Raw genomic sequence first — 21,773 nt, 5'->3', positions numbered from 1 at the left:
CCTGCTTCGATCCGGTTACTGCATGCGCAGTACGAACCCAACTCCTCGAACGGTGTGCAGTAGCCTGGGCCCGCTGTTGGCCTCCAACTTGCGGCGCAGGTACCCGATGAACACGTCGACGACATTCGTGTCGGCGGCGAAATCATAGCCCCACACCAGCTCCAGCAGCTGGGCGCGTGACAAGACGGTGGTCTTGTGCTCAGCCAGCACTGCCAGCAGATCGAACTCTCGCTTGGTCAGGTCGACATCGACGCCATTGACTCGGGCCCGCCGACCGGGGATGTCTACCTCCAGCGGGCCCACGGCTATGGTTTCCGAGGAAGACGTTGCGGTAGCGCCGCGGCGGCGCAGCAGCGCTTTCACTCGTGCCACCAGCTCGGCCAGCACGAACGGTTTGACCAGGTAATCATCGGCGCCGGCCTCCAGGCCCGCCACTCGATCGTCGACCGAACTGCGTGCGGACAGCACGCAGACTGGGACGTCGTTGTCCATGGCTCTTAATGCCGTGACGACGCTTACACCGTCCAGTACCGGCATATTGATGTCGAGCACGATTGCATCCGGCCGGGTCTCGGTGGCGTTGCGCAACGCCTCGGCACCGTCGATAGCAGTCGATACCTCGAATCCGGATAGCCGTAGGCCTCGCTCCAGCGAGGCAAGCACATCGGAATCGTCGTCGACGACCAACACTCGAGGTGAGCTTACACCAGTGTCCATGCGGCCTATTTTGCCGGATCTTTTTCGACGGCGGTGGGAGTACCAGTCGCCGGGTCACGGGGGAGTGCTCCACTGCACGGCTGCTCCAAGCATTGTCTGCTTTTCGACAAGGCGTCCTTTCGGTTAAATGGTTACTGTTTGGGAACTGATCGTGTAATCGTTGAAATCAGTTGATAAACAACGATATTTTGTGTATTAATCACCGCCGATGTTGCGGGATTTGAACTTTAGTGCGCAATCTTGCGTACCTGGATCGGGAAACGGATTCAGCTAGGGCGTGGTGCTGGTGTTTGGACGTGTCGGCGCAGTTTGTCGAAGACATGCTGCTAGGTCGGAGGGAGTCGATGTCGGTGCGTCCGGAGAAGATGCAGCCGCTTTTGAACGTGCTTTCCAGTGTGTTGCAGTCGTGCATTCCACCGTCGCTGAATCCGGCGACCTCCTAGGCGGCGTACAGGCCGGGGTTGATTTTACCTTCGGTTACCTAGCTAGCGGTAGGCGAGGTAGATTTGGATGTTGCCCAAAATTTTTTGTGTCAGGATGTGCAATGTCACCCCCAATCAACGGTCCCGTGTTAGGCGCGAGAGTGCGGTGCGGGGTGGCGGCCCGGCTGAGCCGTTTGGCCAACGAGCGTTGCGGATGTCCTGGACTTGGGAGTCTTTGTTGAACGGGTTGGCCATCTGTAGGTTCCGGGATTAGTTCTGCGCGCGGATCACGGCCGTTTCCAAGAGGGGTTCGTCGGTGATGGTATTGATGCGCGGCGAGTTCTTCGAGGCTTTTGGCTGCTACGAAGTTGGCACCATAGATTTTGAACGCTTCGACTGGGCTCGGCTTCTGCTTATTGAAGATCCGTTCTCACAGAACTGTTTTGCGGCTCTTAGGGGTGATGTCCGGGTTTTGCTTTGAGCCGAATAGCGCGACTTTTTCTGGATGATCTTCTGGATCAGGATGAACCAGAATTGTTCGTAATGTGCGATATCGGTGGTGGTGCGGTAAATACTGTACGGTGCCCAGGGTGTCGTAACCAGGCAGGTAGAGGTGCGGGAAGCAGCCGGTCCAGTGTGTCGAACCACATCGACGATGGACCGGAAAGGATTCGGATGGCGTGGTTAAACATCTGGTCGCGGTTGATCAGCCGCACGCCGTTGTCAGCGGTGATAGCGAGCACCCGGCCGTCCACGTAGGACGGCACGCCGGTGATCATGGGCGCCGGTGCGGTGCCTATCCGCTGCGGCCAGTAGCTACGCACCATGTCGTGGTTGCTGCCAGTCCCTCCTATGGAGATGATTACCGTTTGTGCCGAGAGCTTGTACCTTGCGGTTGGATGGGGCGCCATGCACCGAGCTGTAGGGCGCCAGCACTATGCCCTTTGACCCTGGTGGCAGCGTCGTTGGTGAAGACCAGTTCGTCGACGTGGTGGCGATGATAGGATGTCACCAGCTTGCGCGCCGCCCCCTTGGCGGGCCGAATGCATGAACTGCTCCACGACTCCGGTGGCCGGTTTTCCAGGTCATCTGCAAGCGGGGCACCGAGTTGTAGTGCCCGCTGACGAGTATATCCCGACGCTCACACCACCCCACGATGGGCATGAACTGAATGCCCTGTTCAGTTAGGTAGTTGCGCTTCTCTGTGGTGACGAACTCTAACGTAGCACCGAGCTCACTTCACTACACAAAATTCTTCCAAAAATCTTCATAGTTGAGCCAGTCGAATGCTGCACTTCCCCGAACGGTCGTTCCAGGCCAGTGTGTTAAGTAATGGAGTCTTGGATCCCTAAACGCCGCTGTTCGGGACTTTCGACCAGAAAATTCTCACCGAACGACCCGAAGGCTTGACCGCCCAGGTGGCTTAGCTCTCATGGTCTATCAGTGCGCCCTTATTGCCCCGAGCAGTCAGTTCGTGGGTCGCCGACCAGTCCGGCTAAACCGCCGCCTATGGCGATCACATCAGCGTCCATGCAATGGTCTCCCTACGGATTGGTACAGATGCCGCCCTGAGCGCCAAGCGGATACATCATTGAATCTGATCTTCCTATGTATTGGAGTGTTATAGAGTTATAGACAGGTAGCATCCACAATTGCCGACGTCGCCAAGCCGATGCAGGTGTCAAGCCGTGACGCAGAAGCTCGCATCCGGTTTATCGAGGCTACGTTTCAGGTGTTCGACGACAAGGGATTTGGGTATGTACGCATAGAATGATGTGTGTACGGTGGCCGGCTACACCCACGAGGTGTTTTACTCGCTGTTCGATCGCCTCGAGGAATTGTTCTTCGCGCTTTACGACCAGCACGCGACCATAATCACCGAACAGCTCAGCCCGCTATCGCGGGCGCCGGCGAATCCGCCGATCTGGTCGAGCTCGTGGACAGGGTTGCGGCCACCCTGTTGCTCGATCCCGACTGGCTGCTCGTCAAAACCGACTTCCTGATGCACGCCGGGTGCCACCCTGACCTCATCCAATGCTTGGTTGCTCAGCGCGCTAAGCTGCGAGTAGCTATCGAAGACCGTTTCAGCAGCGCTATTGAGTTACCCAATGCAATCGGGACAATGGGCAACGCTGCTTGCGTTGTCGTCGCTGCGTACGACGGGGTGAGCATTCAACCTGCTCGATAGCGACCCAAGCCGCCGCTCGTAGATGGGCCAGTCAACTTCTCAACCTTGTGCTGGTCCGCTGACTACCTGGCCGGATCACCGGTAGGCCAGAGTGTGCTGGTTGGCGCTGCGGCGGCCGCCCCTGGTTGAGATGATCCGCGACGGTAGAGTGTTTGGCGTACCCAACGAAAATATCCTCGGTGATCGCTCGGACAACGATCCACTCCAGCTGTGTGCTGCTTGCGTAGCCGCCACTGGTTCCGAAATGTGCTTGCGTCGGCTGGTGCGGTGATGGTTCCCGTCATATTCGACGGTGACCGTTCGCGCAAGCGTCATCACCGAAGGTCAGCCGACGCAAGTAAGCTTGTCATTCATCGATGCGCTGATTTCGGGTGATCATGTCGGCCGGTAAGTTTTGGTTACGCCAGATTAGCTCGACTGGTTCGTCGTTGTCGATGAAATCCGAGTCATGCAGCGCTGCTGCGGCCAGCCCGGCAATGACGCCGGGTCGGACTGACCACAGCCACCCGGCTTCAGCCTGTCTTCGCAGTCGATAGCAGCTCAGCGTTCCGCGCCACAAGGTTTCGCCGCCCACCAAGCGTCATCCATGGGCAAAGTTGCCATGACCGACTGGACACGTTCACCCAGATATAAACTACAGTCATGCGTTGCGGCGAGTTGTGTGCGTAGGTAGTTGGTTTAAGTGTCGTGGGGCAGCCCGATGCGGCGGTAACGCTGTAACCGCGTCGCAAGACGTTGGGAATCGGGTACTTCGCGTAGCGCGTGTAGCTCGGTGGCGATAGCACTGCACAGTCGTTGGCAAAACTCGACCGGCTCGTCGGCAGCGGTGGTGTGCTCGGGCACGATCACATCGACGATTCCGGACTTCATCAGGTCAGGACGACCGGAAGCCCTGGGCCGCTGCAAATTCGGCGGCATGAGCGGTATCATGGAAAACAATCGCGCTGGCGCCCTCCGGCGGGAGTGGCGCCAGTACCCGGTCGGCGGGCACCATGGCCAGTGTCGGTCCGCCACTGCCCTGACCCAGTAGGACCGACACTGTTGGTGTGTCCAGCGTGACGAGCTCAGCCAGACACTGGGCGATTACCGCCGTCCTTCCGTTGCTGACCGATTACCACTGCGGTCTGGCCGGCCAATCGGGCCAGTGCCAGCAAGGTGGTCGCTGCCTCGCCGTGACCGGGTCCGGACAGCAGCACTCGGTCGGTGGCGCCGTGCCGCAGTACTTGTGCGACACTTGGCCGTTCAGGCCGTCGCGACCCCATAACCGAGTTCCAAGCTGGCACATCCGGTATCGGTTCGGGTCGTTGTGGCGTCGGTATTAGTTTGGGAACATCGGCGATCATCGTCAGCGCACGATTCAACGTCAGTTGCAGTCCGTCCAGCGTGACGATAGCGTCGATTACCCCATGCCGTTGCAGATTCTCCGCTGTCTGGATGTCGGACGGGAAAGGTTCGCCATACAGCAACTCATACACCCGAGGCCCAAGGAAGCCGATTAGAACACCCGGCTCGGCGACGGTTACATGGCCCAGCGAGCCCCACGACGCGAAGACCCCGCCGGTGGTCGGATTACGCAAGTACCCTAAGTAGGGCAGACCCGCCCGTTTGGAGAGTTTGACGGCCGCAGCGATCTTCACCATCTGCAGGAACGCGACGGTGCCTTCCTGCATACGGGTGCCATCGGAACTTGGCGAGACCAGCAGCGGCAGCCGCTCAGCTGTCGCCCGCTGCACGGCGGCGGTGATTCGCTCCGCGGCTGCCACCCCGATACGGCCACCGAGGAAGCTGAATTTGCAGACAATTATCGCTACCCGTCGCCCGAATACGCACCCCTGGCTGGTCAGCACCGATTCGTCTAAGCCACTGGCGGCTTGGGCGTCAGTCAGCTCCCGCGCGTGGGATTTGGTTATCGGCAGCGCTAGCGGTTCGCGGTCTCAGCTAACGAATGAACCAACGTCTAGCACTGCCTCGCGGAGTTGATCGGTCGTAGTACGACTCATCCGACGAGGCTCTATAGGCTGGCTTAATGATAGGTATTACTCAGGCCGAAGGCGTTATGACTATCGAGCTGCAGCGTCCCGAGCGCCGCAATGCCCTGAATTCGCAACTTATCGAGAAGCTGCGGGAGGCTGTGCAGAAAGCTAGTAGCGCCGACAGTGAGGTGTCTACCCGTGTGATTGTGTTGACTGGCCAGGGCACGGTGTTCTGTGCCGGCGCGGATCTGAGCGGAGATGCGTTTGCCGCTGACTACCCTGACCGGCTGATCGAGTTACACAGGGTCATGGATGCTGTTCCGATGCCGGTAATTGGCGCTATTAACGGGCCCGCCATCGGTGCTGGTCTACAGTTGGCCATGCAATGTGATCTGCGGGTTGTTGCACCGGATGCGTATTTTCAGTTTCCTACCTCGAAATATGGTTTGGCCCTTGACAACTGGAGTATTCGCCGACTGTCTTCGTTGGTTGGTCACGGCCGGGCCCGCGCGATGCTGCTGACGGCGGAGAAGTTGACCGCCGACATCGCGCTGCAGACCGGGATGGCCAATCGCATCGGTGCACTGGCCGACGCCCAGGCCTGGGCCGCCGAGGTCACCGGCCTAGCACCACTGGCGATCCAGCACGCCAAGCGGGTACTCAACGACGACGGCTCTATCGAAGAGGCGTGGCCGGAGCACAAGAAGCTCTTTGACAAGGCCTGGACCAGCCAGGATGTCATCGAAGCGCAGGTCGCCCGGGTGGAGAAACGGCCACCTAAGTTTCAGGGGGCATGACATTCATGCATGCTGCGCAGAGCGCTGTGATTGGCTGCTGGTATGTCCGCCCTGATGGTTTGCTGTTGTAAGCACTGCACGGCGTGCAGGCAGTCTTTCAGTGCCGACCTAGCTTCGATCCAGGCGATGGCGAAGGTCTCCGGACTACCGAGATGGCGTCTTGATCGACCTCGAATCCGCCTCGGTGTTCGACATGGACCACAAGCAACTGCAGCTAATCCCATGGGAGTTTATCGGTGGATTAGGCGTGAGCCGGTCGGCGGCGCCGATCCCATCGGCTGCACCGAATATTTTCAAGACTGCACCCGGCCGTCGCTCGGTAAGCTGGCTCGGTCACTCCACGATTCTGCTGGAGATCGACGGCTACTTTGTGCTAACCGATCCGGTGTGGAGTGACCGATGCTCGCCCTCGGACGTGGTCCGATCGCACCGGCTGCACCCGTCGCTGATACAACTGGAAGTACTGTCTACCGTTGACGTGGTGATCATAAGCTACGACCACTACGGCCCATCTCGATATCGACATTGTTGTCGGGTTTGCTCGCACTCATCGGGCCCCGTTTTTGTGCCGATTGGTGTCGGTGCCCACCTTCGCCCGTGGAGCATACCTGGTCATCGCATCGTTGAACTTGACTGGGATCAGAGTGCTCGGGTCGACGAGCTCACCCTGATCTGCGTGCCGGCACGGCACTTCTCGGGGACGCTTCCTGAACCGAAACACCACGCTGTGAGCGTCGTGGGGGTTGATCGGTCCAAGTCGTCGCGCATGTTTTGGCGGTGACACCGGCTACGCCAAGAGCTTCGCTCAGGTCGGCGTTGACCACGGACCGTTCGACCTGACGTTGATGCCCATCGGGGCCTACCACCCGGCGTGGGTGGATATTCTATTAACATGAATCCCGCGTAAGCGGTCCGGGCGCATCTGGACGTCACGAACTCGCGGTCAGGGCTGCTGGTGCCGATGGGTCACCTTCCGGCTGGCGCTTCACCCGTGGGTTGTACTTGTCCAACAGCTGCTCGCTGCCGCCGAAGCTGCATAGATCCAGGTCGCAACACTCACCCCCGATCAGCGTTTCGATCCAGCAGCGCCGTTGAGATTCAATCCTTGGTGGCGGCTATAGATTCGGCTAGCAAATCCGGTTGGGTCTCGCCGCTGGAGGACCTTCTCCTCGGTCTTTTCCGGTAGACTCGGGCGCTTCGGGTTCCCACGCTAGAGTCTGCGGGCATGACGAAGCGCGCGGTAATGGCCGCTATTGTGATGGTCTTGTTGGCGTTAAGCGGATGTCATTTTGTCTAACCACTGTCGAACCCGCCGTACACTTTGTTTGATCCTTCTCCCAATGAGGTGTCAGGTTTGCAGATTCTGACCTGCCGCCTCGACGTCGCCTTATCCAAGGTCGACGGTTTGGTCAGCGACCTGATGAAAAGCAGCGGCATACCGGGCATGGCAATGGTCATCGTTAACAGTGGAAAGGAATTGTACGCTAATCTTTTCGGCGCCAAGGGCATAAGCATAGGGTGATGGTCAAGACAACAAGATTGACGCGGAGACGTCTTTCAACTGGCTTCGATTCTGGGAAGCGACGAACTTTGCGGTGCTACTACCTGAGGAGATCGGCATCATCATGCTGACCAACGTCGCGCCGTACGGCACGTCGGAAACACTGACCGCAGAATTCATATATCTGTTATATTGCAATCAGATTCGCCAGAACTGGGCGGTCCTGTCCAACCATGAGGTCGGCTCGATGAACAACCCGGAGGGGATGATGTTTCGGCCAACAGCTCCCAGTCAGCTCTGCTCCGGCCAGACCGCTGAGCGATTACCTCGGCGTGTACGCCAGTGGCTACTGGGGTCCGGCCATTCGTGACCAAGCGGTACAGCGTGCCACAGCTGGCGATAGGGCCAGAAAGCTGGTTTAACACACTGGGACGGCGATATCTTACATATTCCCGTTGACGAACGAAATTTTCTATTCCGGAATGATTTCCAAGACGGTTTTCTCCAGGTTCTTGGAGCCATGCTGCGCCTTGAGTACCATGACGTAGAAAAACTGGGCACATGCATACGATGACCTTATCGTCGCCAGGTGGCTTGACCGATGCTGAGGTGGCGTGAAGCATTGCCGAGGGCAAGAGCAACGCCTTGTGCGACGCTCCGTATGAAACATAACGGACACCCTGCGGGTCAACGTATTTACCCGGATCGATGTGATCCTGGGCGTGTTGCTGATGATCGCTTTGGCGACGGTCGGCGATCAACGGGTTGTTTGGTTTGCTCAGTAACATCGGCATGATCCAATAAGGGTCGGGCCAAGCAGACGCTGGACCAGTTGGCGATCGTTGGGTAGGAGAAATTTTTGGTGCGCAGGTAATCAAACACTCGAATTCTTCTGTCCGGCGCGGCGGAGCTGATTCCCAAGGGTATCGGTGATGCGGTGATGTCGGGTAGTTTTGTCGTGCCCGGTACCGGTTCCTATTGCGCCACCATGGTGGGCCTGCAAGCCTATGCCGTCCAACTGGCAGGGGAGGACAGAAAGTGCACCCTGGTGAAATTCGAACTGCACAAAGCTATTAGCCGGTTCCTGCAGTTCATCACTTAACTGTTGGTGCCGGCGTGTCTGCTAACTATCTACACACAGTTGTTCACCGCACTTGCAGGGTGGTGGTTGTCTGTGTTGCGGATGGTGGGTGCGCTGGTCCCGATGGTATTAGCAGAACTGGTATTGATCACGTCGATTGCTTTCGCGGTCTGCTGCATCAGGCTGGATCAACGTCAATGCTTGGTGCAAGAGTTGCCAGCTATCGAAGGGTTAGCCCGGGTCGATGTGATCTGTGTGTACAAGAACGACACCTTGACTGAAACCGGCATGCGTGTCTGCTTTGTTGAGGATCTGACTGTCCAAAGGTCCTAACGAGAAGGTGGTCCGGAGGTGTTGTCCTTGCTGGTAATTGCCGGTGCCCGCCCCAATGCCAGCTACGTGATTGTCGATCATCCTAACGAACCGGGCCGTGTCGCCCCGGTCGCGCTGGTGGTGCTGGAGCAAGGTGCGACAAGATTCCTGAGAGACTATGAAATATTCTCTTGTCCAGTATGTTTTGGTGTAGGAAATTTTAGAAGATAACGCTGTATCTGTCGGTGTCATCGCCAGTAAGCTCAGGCTGCATGGCGATACGATGGACTTTCTTAACCTACCTCCGGGATAAGCCGAACTGGCTGACGCGCTGGAGAAGCAGAACCATGTTCGGTCGTGTGCGATCCGAGCAAAAACGCGTCGCCGTGCGTGCCCTGCCATCGCCCGGTCATACCATCGTGATGGCTAACGAAGGTTTCAACGACGTGTTGACGCTTAAGGATGCCGATATCGGCGTCAAGATGGGTGCGGGCAGCTCCGTATCCTGCACGGTGGCTCAGATGGTGTTGCTGGATAACATTTTTGCCAAGCTGCTTTACGTTGTTTGCTAGTGCCTCCGGATAAGCGGGAACATCGAGCGGGTGGTCGATCTGGTTTTGGCTAAGACGGTGTATTTGATTCTGCTGGTTGCCACCGAATGTTTGCTTTTTAAACTATTCAACATCGACTTGCTGCTGTATCCGTTTCGGCCAATCCACGCCACCATCGTGGTGTGGTTCACGATCGGAATACGTCATTCATTCGTTGGCACCTAACAACGAGTGCGCTTACCATGGCTTCGCCCGCCGGGTGCGGAAGTCAGTGCTGCCGTCCGGTCTAGTCGGTCGGCGACGCGATTTTTGTCTCCCATTTGTTGGCCTAATACGGGCGTTGTTAACAGGATCAAGTGTCGACAGCGGCGCTGTTCACGTTGTTGGTGACTGCGCTATGGGTATTTGCTGTGATGTCACTGCATGCCGGCGGTGGTGGTTGGTGTTGGTCATTGGCTCGGGTTTGGTCTATGTGGCGATCTTCAGGGTGCCGCTGACTCAGAAAAGTTCTTCCTGGGCCCGTCGAATCTCGTGGTTGATATCAACCGTACTGGGCATCGGCTGTCTCGGCTCCATAGTGATCGAGGCAATATGGCGATTTGGGACAGGAAGCTTGGTGTACAACCGTGGTTGTTAAGGTAACCCGGCAGGGGCTAGCTAGGCTGATAACAATCTGGCAAGTAGGATGCCATCAGCACTAAGAGTCCCGGGGAATTGATGGGGAAGGACATAGGTATGTAGAGTGCTGGACAAAGCAAAGGACATACTGGTGCAGAATGCTGACAAAGTCGAAACGGTGCTCGATAAGGCCGGCGAGTTCGTCGACGAAAAGGCGAAAGGCAAGTACACTGACACTATCTATCAGGTAGCTGAAGAGACCAAGAAGGCCGCTAGCTTTGACACTTTTGGGTGACCAGCAGAATTAAGCGCATGGCGAAACTCACCGGATCTATCGACGTACCACTGCCACCGAATGAGGCCTGGATGTGTGCCTCCGATCTGGCCCGCTTCGGTGAATGGCTAACGATTCACCGGGCGTGGCGCAGCAAGTTGCCTGAAGTGGTGGAGAAGGGCACGGTCATCGAGTCCTATGTCGAGGTCAAGGGCATGCCCAACCGGATCAGATGGACGGTTGTGCGTTACAAAGCGCCTGAGGCCATGACGCTCAACGGCGACGGTGTTGGCGGTGTCAAGGTCAAGCTGATTGCTAAGGTTTCGCCTAAGGACGACGGCTCTGTCGTCAGCTTTGATGTGCATCTGGGTGGCTCCGCGCTGTTTGGACCGATAGGGATGATCGTCGCCGTTGCGCTGCGAACTGATATCCGCGAATCGTTACAGAACTTTGTCACGGCGTTCTCGCGACCGGAACCTGGCCTGATTAGGAGTCGGGCGCTCGTCGTTGACCAGCATAGTAGGGCCGTCGTCGAACAGCGGTCAGCATCGGCCGGGCTGTGACTTTCTGGTTTGGTGCGAGTCGATCGTTCAACCCTCATTGTCAGAGACATACACCACGAGCAAGTCATCATGCCCAGCCGTAACAGTGTACTGCTGGGCGCCCCCCTGTTGGTCGATTTGATGTCGTCGGATGTTGAACGCGCCCATGATTCTACGGCACGGTACTTAGCTGTAAGTTTGAGTCTGACGGACCGTAGTAAGGTGGATACATCAATTGTCCCAAAGGACGGTCACCGGGTCGCTGTCCTTATGGCCAACCGGTCTGAGATGCAGTCTCCTGACAACTGGGCCACCTGACTTCCGCACCAGCGATATCAACGCAATCGTGTTCGCGGTCCCTGCGGCGAATGGCCCGATAGGTATGGTCACGATGGAAATACCCGCTAAGGGCTTCATGGCGACTGACTGGTCGGGAGCGTCGTTTGGTTTGTGAAAGCCACTTCGAACACCGTGGCGTCGAGGTAATCGGCGAAACTGCCGTGTTCGTCTGGCACCAATGTTCCACATGCGATTACTTAGCCGCTTTCGGGTTCTTTCGCGAGCTCTTCGGCTGACGGGCCTAGCAGAATTCTGACAAAGAAGAATTCCGTTCCACCAAGGAATTTTTTCGGTTAGTAACAACTTCTCAGCGTGATGGACAGCGCTGCTTTTGTGCTGGGTGGTATTTCGTCGAATTGGGCTATTTTTGCTGCTGGGGGTATTGATAAAACGTTGTAGGTGAGCATAAAACATAGCAGCGTCGTTTTGCGTGCGGCTGAGGACATCCCCTACGGTCAGTTTGCTGAGGTGACCGATCCGACATGGTGTGGTTCTAGGCTTGTCTTTGCTGCAGAAGTAGTTACACACGCCGCACACCGACCGCAAGACTGGCCGGACACTCTACTAGGGTCGCAACCATGATCCACCGACTGCGCCTTGGTTGGCTGGTAGCGTTTTTTGCCACGATCGTCTTGATCAGCGTCTGGATACCGTGGCTTACGACGAAGGTAAACGACGAAGGCTGGGCCAACGCTATTGGCGGCACACACGGCAATCTGGAACTTCCGTCCGGCTTTGGTGCGGGCCAGCTCATCGTGTTACTGTCGTCGACGCTGCTGGTGGCCGGGGCGATGATGGGTCGCGGACTATCGGTCAAGGTTGCTTCGATTGCTGCGCTGATCATTTCATTGCTCATCGTGGTGATTGTGGTGTGGTATTACCAGCTCAATGTCAATCCGCCGGTGGTCGCCGAATGCGGGTTATATCTCGGTGCAGCAGGAGCGGTATGCGCTATGGTGTGCTCGGTGTGGGCAGTAATCGCGGCAGTGGCCGCCGGTCGGTCCAGTCTGTGAAGTCTCAGGACGACCGTATGGTAAAGTGTGAAGCCTCAACAGTTCACAGTAAGACTGCACTGTATCTTTGAAATTTGACGAGCGGCGAGTAAAACGGAATGGTGTCGACCGACGCCAACTCCCTGGGTCAATGTGTTGTCCGGCGCCCTTTCTGGTTGTCCACTGTTACTCCGACTTCCTGATCCTGTACATTTGCAGGCCGCTCATAGTCCGATTGCGCTTGCAGCGGAGTCTGCGGCATTCCGTCGCAACAATTTGGCTCCGGGCATTCAGGTGGAACGCGCGCTGCTGGAAATACGTTTCGGCAGTTGAAGTTTACTCACCTGGACGTGTCGGTGATCCTGGCTGCTTCGAAGCCCATATAATTAAGACTTATCGGCATTCATGTCGGTGGTAGGGGTTACCAGTTAGCCGTCATCTTCACCGGTACTACCCGACCGCGGAGCCAGCGCCCTCTCACTTCCGTAGATGCCATCGCCGAATGAGTAGCGCTCCTGGTGTTTGGTCAGCAGAACGTGTTTAGCCAATACGTCTAAGAAGAACTAGCCCGATTGGCCGGTGGCGGCATAGGTATAGGAGTAGTGATACTTGCTGGAGGCATAGTCAGCATTGATCATCCCGAACTCGGTGATAGATTCCGGCAGTTACTCTTCTGTTACAGCACCGGTGACTAGGGTGAATCGCCAGCTGTGCAGCCGGGCTTGGTCAGTGGCGCCGCGTGCAAAGGGTGTGGCTAGTCTTCGAAGAATCTATCGCGCATGATCTCGTCACCCTTTTCGTAGGCGTTGAGAAAATGCGGTAAGAATATAAGTTCCGCCTCGAATCACCGGATGTCGCCGGTGCTTGAAACACCGCGAAGCGAGACAGCATGTCACGATAGAATCGTGGTAGCACACATTGTTCTTGAGCAGTCTTGGACTTCAGAACAATGGGCAATTATTGAGGATCGTGTAGTTTTCGGTGAACGCCATGCCATGTGGCAAACGCGAACCAAGCAGCGGAATGTCGACTGTTGTGTGTCAGTTCGTTGCTTGTTTGGTTGAGGCCATAGCGGATGTGTACGGGTCCTGCTTGTGTATTAAAGAACAGCAGTTCTCCGGTCCTGTTGTCCAGTTTGAGATGTGCGCCACGCTCCAGTCAACTGTAAACGGCCGTCCCCGATCTCCTTGCCTCGCGTATTGGCGGGATAGGGTTCTATGTGGTACAGATCGCTGCAATGGTAGAAACTGGTCAGCGCGATGCCTCGATGGACGGTGACGTCGGTGTTCAACCCGTCCTTCATCTGGTTGCGGATCCCCAGCCCTGTTCACGCTTGGTCAATTATTGCACCGGTTCTGCCCAACCGGGCCACAGCGGCTCGCCTGCGATGTTCTCGGACAAAAATCCGTCTGTGCGTATAAAGCTGTTGCGAAAAAAGGCTTTTCCATCGCGGAAGCCGACCATGTGCAGCATGCCGTCTTCATCGAACGGGTGATACACTGTGAACTCCGGGTGCAGTGGTTTTTAGTGTTGCGTCGGTAGGTACGCTTTTAGGTAGCTGGGTATTTCTCCCGCTAAAGCGTTGAGGTCGTTGGCGTCCCATTCGATCGTCTGCGGTCGCCACGGGACAATCCGGCGCGAGTGGCTGTCGTCTTCGGACAGGGTAGACAGGAACTTGCTGACAATTTCGACATCCATGTCGTGATCCCTCTATAGTGCTGACAACGAAACTGACTGTGCTGACAGTGTTGCTGCTAAAATTCAACGTAGCGAACCTTTTTGCATTCGATACCTGGTAGTCACCGGACGAATTACTGACCTGCTCGTCGCGTCCAGTAGCATCCGCACGCCAGATTCCTCCACCGGATGACTGTCTCTGGGATTGATCAGCAACCGGTCGCCTATCTCGATCTCACTGTTTTTGATACCCTTCCACGACTCGCCGAGGCCGATCAGCCCTATGTGGTTGATGGCCAGGTATTCGCTAGGGGTAAAGTAGTCAAGTCGTGCACCTAGAAAGCGTCGATGTCGTTCCGGCTCACCTGTGTGCGGTGTAGTGTATCCAGTGCCGCAGCCCGCATATGTGGCAGCACGTACGGGTAGTTAGGAGCGCGGCAGTGCTTTTCCCGCAAGCCCAGCCCGACGGGGCGATATCCCCAGCCATGGATGCGACCGACTGGGGGTGCACCAGGATGATCTCGCAGATATGTGTCGCTGACGAGAACTAATTCGGCTCCGCCGTCGGTCATCTGGCTACAGTCGAACCGTTGCAGTCAACCGTCGATGACCGGGTTGGCGGTGTCGTCGATCTGAGTCAAGTCGGGATCGTTCAACCGTGGATCTGAGCGTTGGGGGTGCGGCGAGCGTTGGCGAAGTTGAGCTGCGCAATGGCGCGCAGATGGGAGTTGTTTAGCCCGTACCTAAGGTCGTATTCGTCGGCCACCGGTGCGACCATCTATGGTCACCGATAGCGCGCTTCGGCCCCTCGGGACTGGGTCCATGCTGCGGCGCCGAGATGCTATTCTACGGCGTTACTGGGAACTGTTTTCTCCAGCTAGCTCCCGGTTTTCTCTGCTGGAGTTGCGAGCGAAATCAGTTTGGTAGACGCCGAGAATCGGCATATCAGTCGAGCCGTCTATACGCTGCACGCTACTCTTCTATTCGACCCAATCTGAGACTTTAGCGGGTGCGTACGGCCGGATGTCGCACCCAACTTGGTTGCTGCGTTGCAGTTGGTAGTGGGAGACAAGTCTGAATGTCTAACCTGGCGGTGGTCAAATTGGGCAGGGGCAGCCCAAGGAACTGTCAGATATCAGCCGAAACACTGTCGCGCGTAACCCGGTGCCGAAATGTCAATTAGCCGAGGTAGCACACCCGACAATACGCTCAGAGGGGACTCTGGTCAGCCCGCTGACGTCACGGCAATGGCGGGGAACTTCTGTCCAGTTTGCCACGAATTTCATTCATCAACAAGCTATTTGCAGACTGGTCGTGATATCCGAGCTTCGGCAATGACGGGAGTAGTACCATTACAATTGTCTCCTTGCACCGGAGCATGGCGCTAAACTTGTTGTAGATGCCATCCGCGACTTAACTAACCCTGCGGTGCTAAACGGAGGCGCAGCACCAGCAAAACTGAACACCATGTGCCGGGGCACCTGTCAATGATTTCATCTAGTTGGTGGTCAGGTTCGGCTAGATGCGGGGAATGTCCTGGACGGTCGCAGCCACTATACGTCGTGCGGGTTATGGGGAATTTCGGCCGTGTTTTCCATCGTCATCCTGTAAGGATCTGCCTTTTCTCGGCTGGCCAGATAGGCCTATAGGTCCATTAGGTAGGAGCCCCAATGGCCGCCTGGTTTGTCGCCATCCAGCTTTGCGGCACCAGACGATCAGCCGACTGAAGCTGCCTGGCCCAAACCGGCGGTCACCGGACTGTCTAGGCCCGTACAGTTGGGTAACATCCCAAAAGTCAGCGGCAGCCCTCATGTGACAGGCGCTGGTCAGGTACTCGGCCTCTAACCACGCCGCTTGGGTGCCGTAATTGTCCAGGTCACCAAACTGGTAGTTGGTCGCCGTGTCCGATTGTTTTTCACATGGAAAAGCACGGCTGCCCGACACTTGTGGTGAGGTTCCGCTCTATGCTAATGGCAGTTGTTGGCGTTACGAACCGGTTCGTCACACACCTCATATCGGGCGATCCCGATAGCCTGAATGTCTGAGTCATCGGCGCCATCGAGGTTGCCGTTATTGTCATGCGATATTGCGAAGGCCTCTGGACCAACCCGGTTTAGTCGGTGATCTCTGGTGGTTCCTGTTACGGAGTCAACTCTGACAACGCATCCACCACCTTAGCTGCATCGGTATCCGTCCTCTGGGCATCCTGGCCTCAGAAGTTCTGACATTGCTTTGAGTAGACTGTGATCGCCGCAGCTTTCTCCCCGCACTTATTGAAGTGTCATAGGCATCCACGATGCGGAAGGTCTCTCCGACGGTTTGCTCGATCTACTGCGAGGGCAGTGCGCCACCCCTGGTGCGGAGCAGTCGCCTGGGTCATCGGTAACACTGACGGACCTAACCACTCCGTGTTCAACCTAGTGAGCATGTCCCCGAAGCACTCAGATGTTTGACGAATTTCATCAATCAGTTTCCTGCCTCTTGGCGGCGGCATACCTCGAGTTAGATCCTGCTATACCAAAGATGTTGACGAAGTTAGTCCCTGGTAGTGCTTTGGAGATGTATTTCTTTGTTCGTTGTTCCTTTCGGATAGTAACGATTGTTGCTGGTGTTGAGGTCTGCTGTGCTGGTATCAGCTTCGCTGGGGTCAGCCGCAGGTTTTGCTGGTGTCGCCTTGGTGGCCCAATGCTCAGACGCATTCGTCGATAAGGCCGCAGAAAAATGGTCAAGAATCGCTGCGGCTATAGTGATGTTCTCCTGATATTTCTGCGTGTACATCGTCAGATACCCTGCCGCCGTCTTCGACACCGCGCAGACAGCCAAGAGCAAAATGCCGCTTGTCGTCGCGGTCGCCTCGTTATGGATCCCTACTGCACAACGATGTCCAAGGGTCTGCACCCTTCGGCCGCTGTCGTTAACACCGTGGTGACTGTGATTACAAACGACACGTCAACGCCTACTCAAAGAACACCGGCAATTGCCAGGGGATGGTCAAGTAACCGTTTGCTAGCGCTATCGACACCACTGGAATTTGTTGATGTCAAGCAGGAACCATTGTACAGGCCACCGGTGTTGACTTGTACGCTTGTCTTAGGTGCTCAATAGAGAAGGTCTTACCAAGGCCTGAGCGTCTTGCAGCGCTTCTGAACTCTAAGCAGGACGCGGTGATTCGTTGTGCCGCTGAGGTTGAGGGGATTGACTTCACCAATTTCACAATTACCTTGGTGTTGGCGCACGCGCGCGACGTTGTTATAGGCCGACCGCCGACTCTTCGTGCTCCCCGACGCCGTGTGGACTGAGTTCCTGGCCGTGTTGGACCGATTCGTCTTACACAAGCCTCGGTTAGAGAAGCGATTTTGCCGAATGGTCCATTTTCGACACCTAGGTGTGAGCGGCTATAGTGTGCCGCGACTGATCAACGGCGCCGATGACGTCGCGAACTTTAGTAGTGGGAAGCCCAATCTGGGACGGTTACTTGCGCAATCGGGGGTTTGCCAACCATGTCCCAGGTCGGGTTGCGCTGTTTCGTGATGTGCCGCAACGGTCGGATGGTCGGCTTCTATGCTTAGTGTCAGGGTCTGGTGCGTGTGCTAATGCTCCGGGAAGGATGTATAGCGATATGCTTGAACCGGTTCCGGTGATCCTGCTGTCGAGGTTGGCAGTTGATCGTAAACAAATAACAGGGCGGGGTCCTGGGTAGCCATCTGGCTGCGTGATGCGATCGGTCGCTGTGTCCCAGGCCACGGACTCAATCGGGGGGATGTGGGCGATTCTTGTGTGTGTGTGCTACACGATGAGGTCCACGCGTTCTACGCCTACTTCGAGTTCGAGGCCTCTCCGACCGATCTGTTGTACCTGATGCTGTTGATGAAAGACGCGCGCTCGTCGGCTAAGGACTTTCGATGAAAACGTGGCAGGGCTACGGCGACGGGTGTGGGTTGGCTTTGGTAGCGGCTGGCGTTTGGGCATAAATCACCACTGTGTTCGATGGCGTGCTCGACTTTCTAGGTGCGACTCAGCGGCGACCAGATCTGGACGATTTTGCTTCTCGACTCGAGCTTATGGCGCGATTGACTATCGGTGTCAGGCTGGGTAACCTGGCACCGAACTATAACCGGCTACTGCACGATCAGAACAGAGCAAGCCGAATCCAGTAGATGGGTGTCTGAAAATAGCGTTCATCTACGTGAATCCTGCGTGCCGGACAAGTGCCCCCGACAGGATTCGAACCTGTGACACCGGCTTTAGGAGAGCCGTGCTCTATCCCCTGAGCTACGAGGGCCAGGGATGTTCTGATTACGTGGCTAAAACTCTAGCCGATTGGAGGTTGTGGACGGTCTTCAGTGGTGTTCTTGGCGTCCTGGCGCCGTTCCTCGCGATCGGCCCCTGTTAGTTCGTCGGTGTGTGGCAGGTGTGAGTGTAGTGTGCACGCTTATAGCTCCGCGACGCTTTGCGCGTGCGTGGTATGTGCTTAGCATGGTGGCCAGTGTAAGGAGGCTCGCTCTTCGGTTGTTGTCGACGGTGTTAGGTACGCCGATATTGCGTTGTGGACAAAGGAGAGTCGGCTGGCTAACTGCGTTGCAGGCGATCGTCCGTTCAACGTAGGAGGTGCGATCGGATCGAGCGTGTTGTTGACGCTTTCACTTTCTTCGCCCTATCGGCATTGCTGTGCGAATAGGTCTTGGTGCCTGGGCGGAGTTATAGATGCGTTTCGCGGTGTCGCGGATTTGTCGTTAGCAGATGCGTCCATCGTGGTTCCACCAGTTTGCGGACCGCGCCGCAGGCGCAGTTAGAGCCGATCAGAGGTCACGGGCTTGCGGGTGCTGTCGTGTAAGGGTGAGAGCACAGTCAGACCGAAAGTCATGGCGTGGTCGATGTGGTCGCCGCGGAATGCGTTGCAGTAGCCAGCGCTCACTGGACACCGTGTCGACGTCGAGGACGACCCTGTTGTTGTGGGTGGTGGAAAGCATGCTGCAATGTGGTGTAGTAACGGAATTCTATGTCGCTGTCGGGAATCGGGGGTCCTTGGTGCGCGGCGGCGTGGTGGTGCGCCAGTAGGCGAAGACTCACACAGCACGGGATACCGTGCTATGTGAGTCGAGTACCGCCGACGCAGGTAAGCAAAGACTGCGTTGCGGTCCAAGGAGATTTCGATACACGCTTACCTGTTGTGGTCATGATTGCTGTTTGAGCTCGTTGTCGAGTTGTTAGGCTTTGTGTGTCGCACTGACTCGTGGGTTGGATATCGATCGTGATCTTTTGCCAGTACCTCGTACTGTGAAGTGAATATCTTTGCTGCTGAATCCCTTTGGCTTACAGACCGTTAGCAGGTCATAGGTAGAGTCATCTGCTACTCGTTTTCTTCATCGTGGCCTCCAATTTGGATCCACATTTTTCATAATGAAGGTAATCCTTAGCATCGGTCGATCGGGATTCTTGAAGCTACCGCTGCGACGCCGAGATTGCCGAAGTCAGAGGTTCTCCCCATCGGGGTCACAAGTCCAACAGTAAGGTTTTTCGCCGCTGGTGAGCATATATAGCGGGATCCATTCTGTATCTGTTTCCATGACTACAAAGGACGCTGCTGTGTAATTGTGCCCGCAACTTCTGGTGAACAGGCGCGCTAGTTCGGGTCACGCGGGTATGCTTCATGCGTTCGAATTAAACTGCGGCCGTTGCTCTGCATGATTTGGCCGATCTGATTGCCATCTCTGGCGGCGATCCATACCGGGTGCGCTGGTATGGAAAGGCCGCCCGTTCGGTCGCCGGTTACCGGCTTGATCTGGACATTTCGGAGCGGAAGGGTTTGATGGCGATTTTGGCGCTCGGCGCGCACACCTCTGACAAGCTGTTAGAGTCTGTGGCAGACGGGCCGTATCGTCACCTTTGAGGCACTCCACATCTAGCTGCCCGCATGTCTGCGCGCTCTAATGGGAATTCCCGGGCTCGGACCGGTGGCCGTGATGGTGAGGCCGGGTAGAGAAGAAGCCATGGCCGCCGACCCACAGTGCGGATGTTGCAAGTGGCCCCTCGGTCCGGGATGGCTCTACCTGGTTATGCATAGTTGCGGCCATGCCGAGACGGTCGACGACGACACGGTATTTATCACGTGTCCAACGAATGCCCACGCCTCGATCCGCAGCACACTACGATGCCCTGATGGCTGCTCTGCCAACGCTTTGCGTGGGTTTGTTCTAGGAATTTGCGGTGCGCCACCCGGCTCAGGTGATCAGTGAACCGGTCGCGGGGCAAACACCGCGACCCACTCGAGGGTGCCTGGTTCTTCGAAGAGGTGGGTGGAGCTGGGAAACCACGACGATTTCGTGCGTGCCAGGTATCACCGACCCCGCCCGACGATTCAGACTTCACCATATCAGCTCACAACCTAGCAGCGTGGGTGAGCGAACCTTGGTCAAGACCTAGCCTAGCCAGGTCAGGTCACCCGCCGCGCTACACCACCGCCGCTACCCTCACGGCGGGGATCGGCCACGACGGCCAGCGCAGCACCTGCCCCGGTGCTCGCACCGAAGTAGCCGAACCAGAAGTGTCGCGGTATCGGGCTGTCTAGCCAGCCGGTGATATCTACTCAACCGTCGCTCCAGTAATTCGACATCAAAGACGTTGGCGCGGTCGCGCTCCTCGTCAGGGGTGAGCAGATCGAACAGCAGGGTGGCAAACCTGCTGTATTCAAGACCTCGGATACTTATAGTGGTTGCGGGAGCTGCTGCCATTGCCGTGGGCGAAAACTACGTAACTGATCGGATACTCCGGAATTGTCAGATATCCGGCCACCAACTACCGGTCCGGCGCTCACCAAACCTCCTCGTCACGTATCTGTGGGTCGCCGAGTGTGGCGGTGGTCGCAGACTCGCCAAAGCCTTCCCGAGCGCGATCGAGCAGCGCGATCACCTCAGCGTCGGACGTCTGGGTGAAATTGCAATATCCCTGGCCCACGGCGCAGAAGAACGCAGGTGTGTGTAGGCAGACCACCTCGTCGGCGTATCCGGCGAATCGTGCGAAGATATCGCGTCCGCCGATAGGAACTGCCAGCACCACCTTGCTGACGCCCTGGGCGCGGGCCACCTGGCAGGAGGCCTTGGCGGTCGCGCCGGTTGCGATGCCGTCGTCGACGATCACCGCGATCCGCCCCCCGATCGGGGCGCGGTCGTGCCTGCGGTGGAACCGTTCCGAACGACGCATTAGTTCCGCACGTTGCTCCGTTTCGATGGCGGCCATCTCGTCCTGTGACAGGTCGGCTTCGGCCACCACGGAGTCGTTGGTCACCCGCACACCGCCCTCACCGATGGCGCCGAAAGCCAATTCGGGCTGAAATGGTACCCCCAGCTTGCGCACTACCAGGACGTCCAGCGGCGCCCGCAGCGCCTTGGCGACCTCGAAAGCCACTGGTACCCCGCCCCGGGGCAGGCCTAGCACAACCATGTCCTTGCCGCGCAACGACTCCAAGCGTTCGGCAAGGTGCCGTCCAGCGTCGACACGATCGTCGAACAACCTCATACTGTTGCGCAATGAAGCCAGCCGCCAAGCCAACGGACGCCCGCTATCGTTGCTACCGGTCCGTTCTGTCATTCCTTGTAGTGTGGGTGTGACGGGTCCGCCCTCCGAAGGCCCGTAAGGCCACTGCGGTGGGGACCAAAGCTTCCTAACCGGCAGTCGCCGACTCTACTAACGTCGACGGGATGGAAACCGGGTCAATTGTCGAGGAGCTTCGGATAACCCTAAAAGATGCGGTTACGGTGCTACTGGGCGGTGATGTGATGCTTGGGCGAAA

General features: G+C 57.0%; 15 protein-coding genes, 1 tRNA gene and 8 pseudogenes. 14 read left to right on the top strand and 10 right to left on the bottom strand.

Annotation, left to right across the window (positions count from 1 at the left end):
* Positions 1 to 15: 15 nt before the first annotated feature.
* The 5 genes and pseudogenes from prrA to ML_RS10830 all read right to left on the bottom strand — a co-directional run bounded on the left by prrA (position 16) and on the right by ML_RS10830 (position 5,327).
* Positions 16 to 726 (bottom strand): two-component system response regulator PrrA, encoded by a 711-nt coding sequence (gene prrA, locus ML_RS10850; RefSeq protein ID WP_172591973.1) that lies wholly within the window; start codon positions 724 to 726, stop codon positions 16 to 18.
* Between the two features lie 931 nt (positions 727 to 1,657).
* Positions 1,658 to 1,966 (bottom strand): hypothetical protein, encoded by a 309-nt coding sequence (locus tag ML_RS16570; RefSeq protein ID WP_064430332.1) that lies wholly within the window; start codon positions 1,964 to 1,966, stop codon positions 1,658 to 1,660.
* Positions 1,967 to 2,991: 1,025 nt separating this feature from the next.
* Positions 2,992 to 3,174, bottom strand: coding sequence for a hypothetical protein (locus tag ML_RS14420; RefSeq protein WP_172591921.1), 183 nt, complete (start codon positions 3,172 to 3,174; stop codon positions 2,992 to 2,994).
* 505 nt (positions 3,175 to 3,679) lie between these two features.
* Positions 3,680 to 3,886: pseudogene (locus ML_RS10835) on the bottom strand (hypothetical protein); the annotation flags it as partial.
* Positions 3,887 to 4,005: 119 nt separating this feature from the next.
* A pseudogene (locus ML_RS10830) lies at positions 4,006 to 5,327 on the bottom strand (carboxyl transferase domain-containing protein).
* Between the two features lie 26 nt (positions 5,328 to 5,353).
* On the opposite strand from ML_RS10830, the gene ML_RS10825 reads away from it, so the two are divergent.
* The 10 genes and pseudogenes from ML_RS10825 (at position 5,354) to ML_RS10795 (ending at position 12,328) form a co-directional block, all read left to right on the top strand.
* Positions 5,354 to 6,097 carry an enoyl-CoA hydratase gene (locus ML_RS10825; RefSeq protein WP_010908720.1) on the top strand — a complete coding sequence of 248 codons (744 nt, stop codon included), beginning with the start codon at positions 5,354 to 5,356 and terminating at the stop codon, positions 6,095 to 6,097.
* Positions 6,098 to 6,257: 160 nt separating this feature from the next.
* The gene (locus ML_RS17545; protein WP_269147022.1) at positions 6,258 to 6,878 is read left to right on the top strand and encodes an MBL fold metallo-hydrolase; all 621 of its coding nucleotides are present in this window, start codon (positions 6,258 to 6,260) and stop codon (positions 6,876 to 6,878) included.
* Positions 6,841 to 6,993 carry an MBL fold metallo-hydrolase gene (locus ML_RS17540; RefSeq protein ID WP_269147021.1) on the top strand — a complete coding sequence of 51 codons (153 nt, stop codon included), beginning with the start codon at positions 6,841 to 6,843 and terminating at the stop codon, positions 6,991 to 6,993. The genes ML_RS17545 and ML_RS17540 overlap by 38 nt, the downstream gene beginning before the upstream one ends.
* A 425-nt stretch (positions 6,994 to 7,418) precedes the next feature.
* Positions 7,419 to 7,619, top strand: coding sequence for a hypothetical protein (locus ML_RS16565; protein WP_231846610.1), 201 nt, complete (start codon positions 7,419 to 7,421; stop codon positions 7,617 to 7,619).
* Between the two features lie 73 nt (positions 7,620 to 7,692).
* On the top strand, positions 7,693 to 7,968 hold the full coding sequence (locus tag ML_RS16560) for a hypothetical protein (RefSeq protein ID WP_041323163.1): 276 nt from the start codon (positions 7,693 to 7,695) through the stop codon (positions 7,966 to 7,968).
* 251 nt (positions 7,969 to 8,219) lie between these two features.
* Positions 8,220 to 9,557 (top strand): annotated as a pseudogene (locus ML_RS10810) (P-type ATPase); the annotation flags it as partial.
* 36 nt (positions 9,558 to 9,593) lie between these two features.
* Positions 9,594 to 9,767, top strand: a complete 174-nt coding sequence (locus tag ML_RS19475; RefSeq protein ID WP_414085496.1) for a hypothetical protein — start codon at positions 9,594 to 9,596, stop codon at positions 9,765 to 9,767.
* Positions 9,768 to 10,284: 517 nt separating this feature from the next.
* Positions 10,285 to 10,455 (top strand): antitoxin, encoded by a 171-nt coding sequence (locus ML_RS10805; RefSeq protein ID WP_010908719.1) that lies wholly within the window; start codon positions 10,285 to 10,287, stop codon positions 10,453 to 10,455.
* Positions 10,456 to 10,472: 17 nt separating this feature from the next.
* Positions 10,473 to 10,997 carry a type II toxin-antitoxin system Rv0910 family toxin gene (locus ML_RS10800; RefSeq protein ID WP_197492508.1) on the top strand — a complete coding sequence of 175 codons (525 nt, stop codon included), beginning with the start codon at positions 10,473 to 10,475 and terminating at the stop codon, positions 10,995 to 10,997.
* Between the two features lie 896 nt (positions 10,998 to 11,893).
* Positions 11,894 to 12,328, top strand: a complete 435-nt coding sequence (locus tag ML_RS10795; protein ID WP_010908717.1) for a hypothetical protein — start codon at positions 11,894 to 11,896, stop codon at positions 12,326 to 12,328.
* A 203-nt stretch (positions 12,329 to 12,531) separates the two neighbouring features.
* Here the strand turns inward: ML_RS10795 and ML_RS10790 are convergent.
* From ML_RS10790 to ML_RS10780, 3 genes and pseudogenes are all read right to left on the bottom strand, one after another.
* Positions 12,532 to 14,005, bottom strand: a pseudogene (locus ML_RS10790) (carotenoid oxygenase family protein).
* Between the two features lie 4 nt (positions 14,006 to 14,009).
* Positions 14,010 to 14,861, bottom strand: a pseudogene (locus ML_RS16555) (thiolase C-terminal domain-containing protein); the annotation flags it as partial.
* 1,658 nt (positions 14,862 to 16,519) lie between these two features.
* On the bottom strand, positions 16,520 to 16,882 hold the full coding sequence (locus ML_RS10780; protein WP_041323160.1) for a PE domain-containing protein: 363 nt from the start codon (positions 16,880 to 16,882) through the stop codon (positions 16,520 to 16,522).
* A gap of 227 nt (positions 16,883 to 17,109) precedes the next feature.
* Here ML_RS10780 and ML_RS19470 point away from each other — a divergent pair.
* Positions 17,110 to 17,369: pseudogene (locus tag ML_RS19470) on the top strand (type II toxin-antitoxin system TacA family antitoxin); the annotation flags it as partial.
* 2 nt (positions 17,370 to 17,371) lie between these two features.
* A pseudogene (locus tag ML_RS19465) lies at positions 17,372 to 17,890 on the top strand (GNAT family N-acetyltransferase).
* 303 nt (positions 17,891 to 18,193) lie between these two features.
* Here ML_RS19465 and ML_RS10770 read toward each other — a convergent pair.
* Positions 18,194 to 18,266: transfer RNA gene (locus tag ML_RS10770), tRNA-Arg, on the bottom strand.
* Between the two features lie 608 nt (positions 18,267 to 18,874).
* Between ML_RS10770 and ML_RS16545 the strand changes: the two genes are divergently transcribed.
* On the top strand, positions 18,875 to 19,042 hold the full coding sequence (locus ML_RS16545) for a hypothetical protein (RefSeq protein WP_156511848.1): 168 nt from the start codon (positions 18,875 to 18,877) through the stop codon (positions 19,040 to 19,042).
* Between the two features lie 631 nt (positions 19,043 to 19,673).
* A complete protein-coding gene (locus ML_RS10765; protein WP_041323158.1) occupies positions 19,674 to 19,874 on the top strand; it encodes a helix-hairpin-helix domain-containing protein in 201 nt (66 codons plus the stop codon).
* Between the two features lie 357 nt (positions 19,875 to 20,231).
* Here the strand turns inward: ML_RS10765 and ML_RS19460 are convergent.
* Positions 20,232 to 21,499, bottom strand: a pseudogene (locus tag ML_RS19460) (phosphoribosyltransferase); the annotation flags it as partial.
* Positions 21,500 to 21,773 lie beyond the last annotated feature (274 nt).

Origin of the sequence: Mycobacterium leprae TN, assembly GCF_000195855.1 — a bacterium.
GTDB lineage: Bacteria > Actinomycetota > Actinomycetes > Mycobacteriales > Mycobacteriaceae > Mycobacterium > Mycobacterium leprae.
The sequence above is the reverse complement of the archived record's forward strand: the minus strand, read 5'-3'. Positions and strand labels throughout refer to the sequence as shown.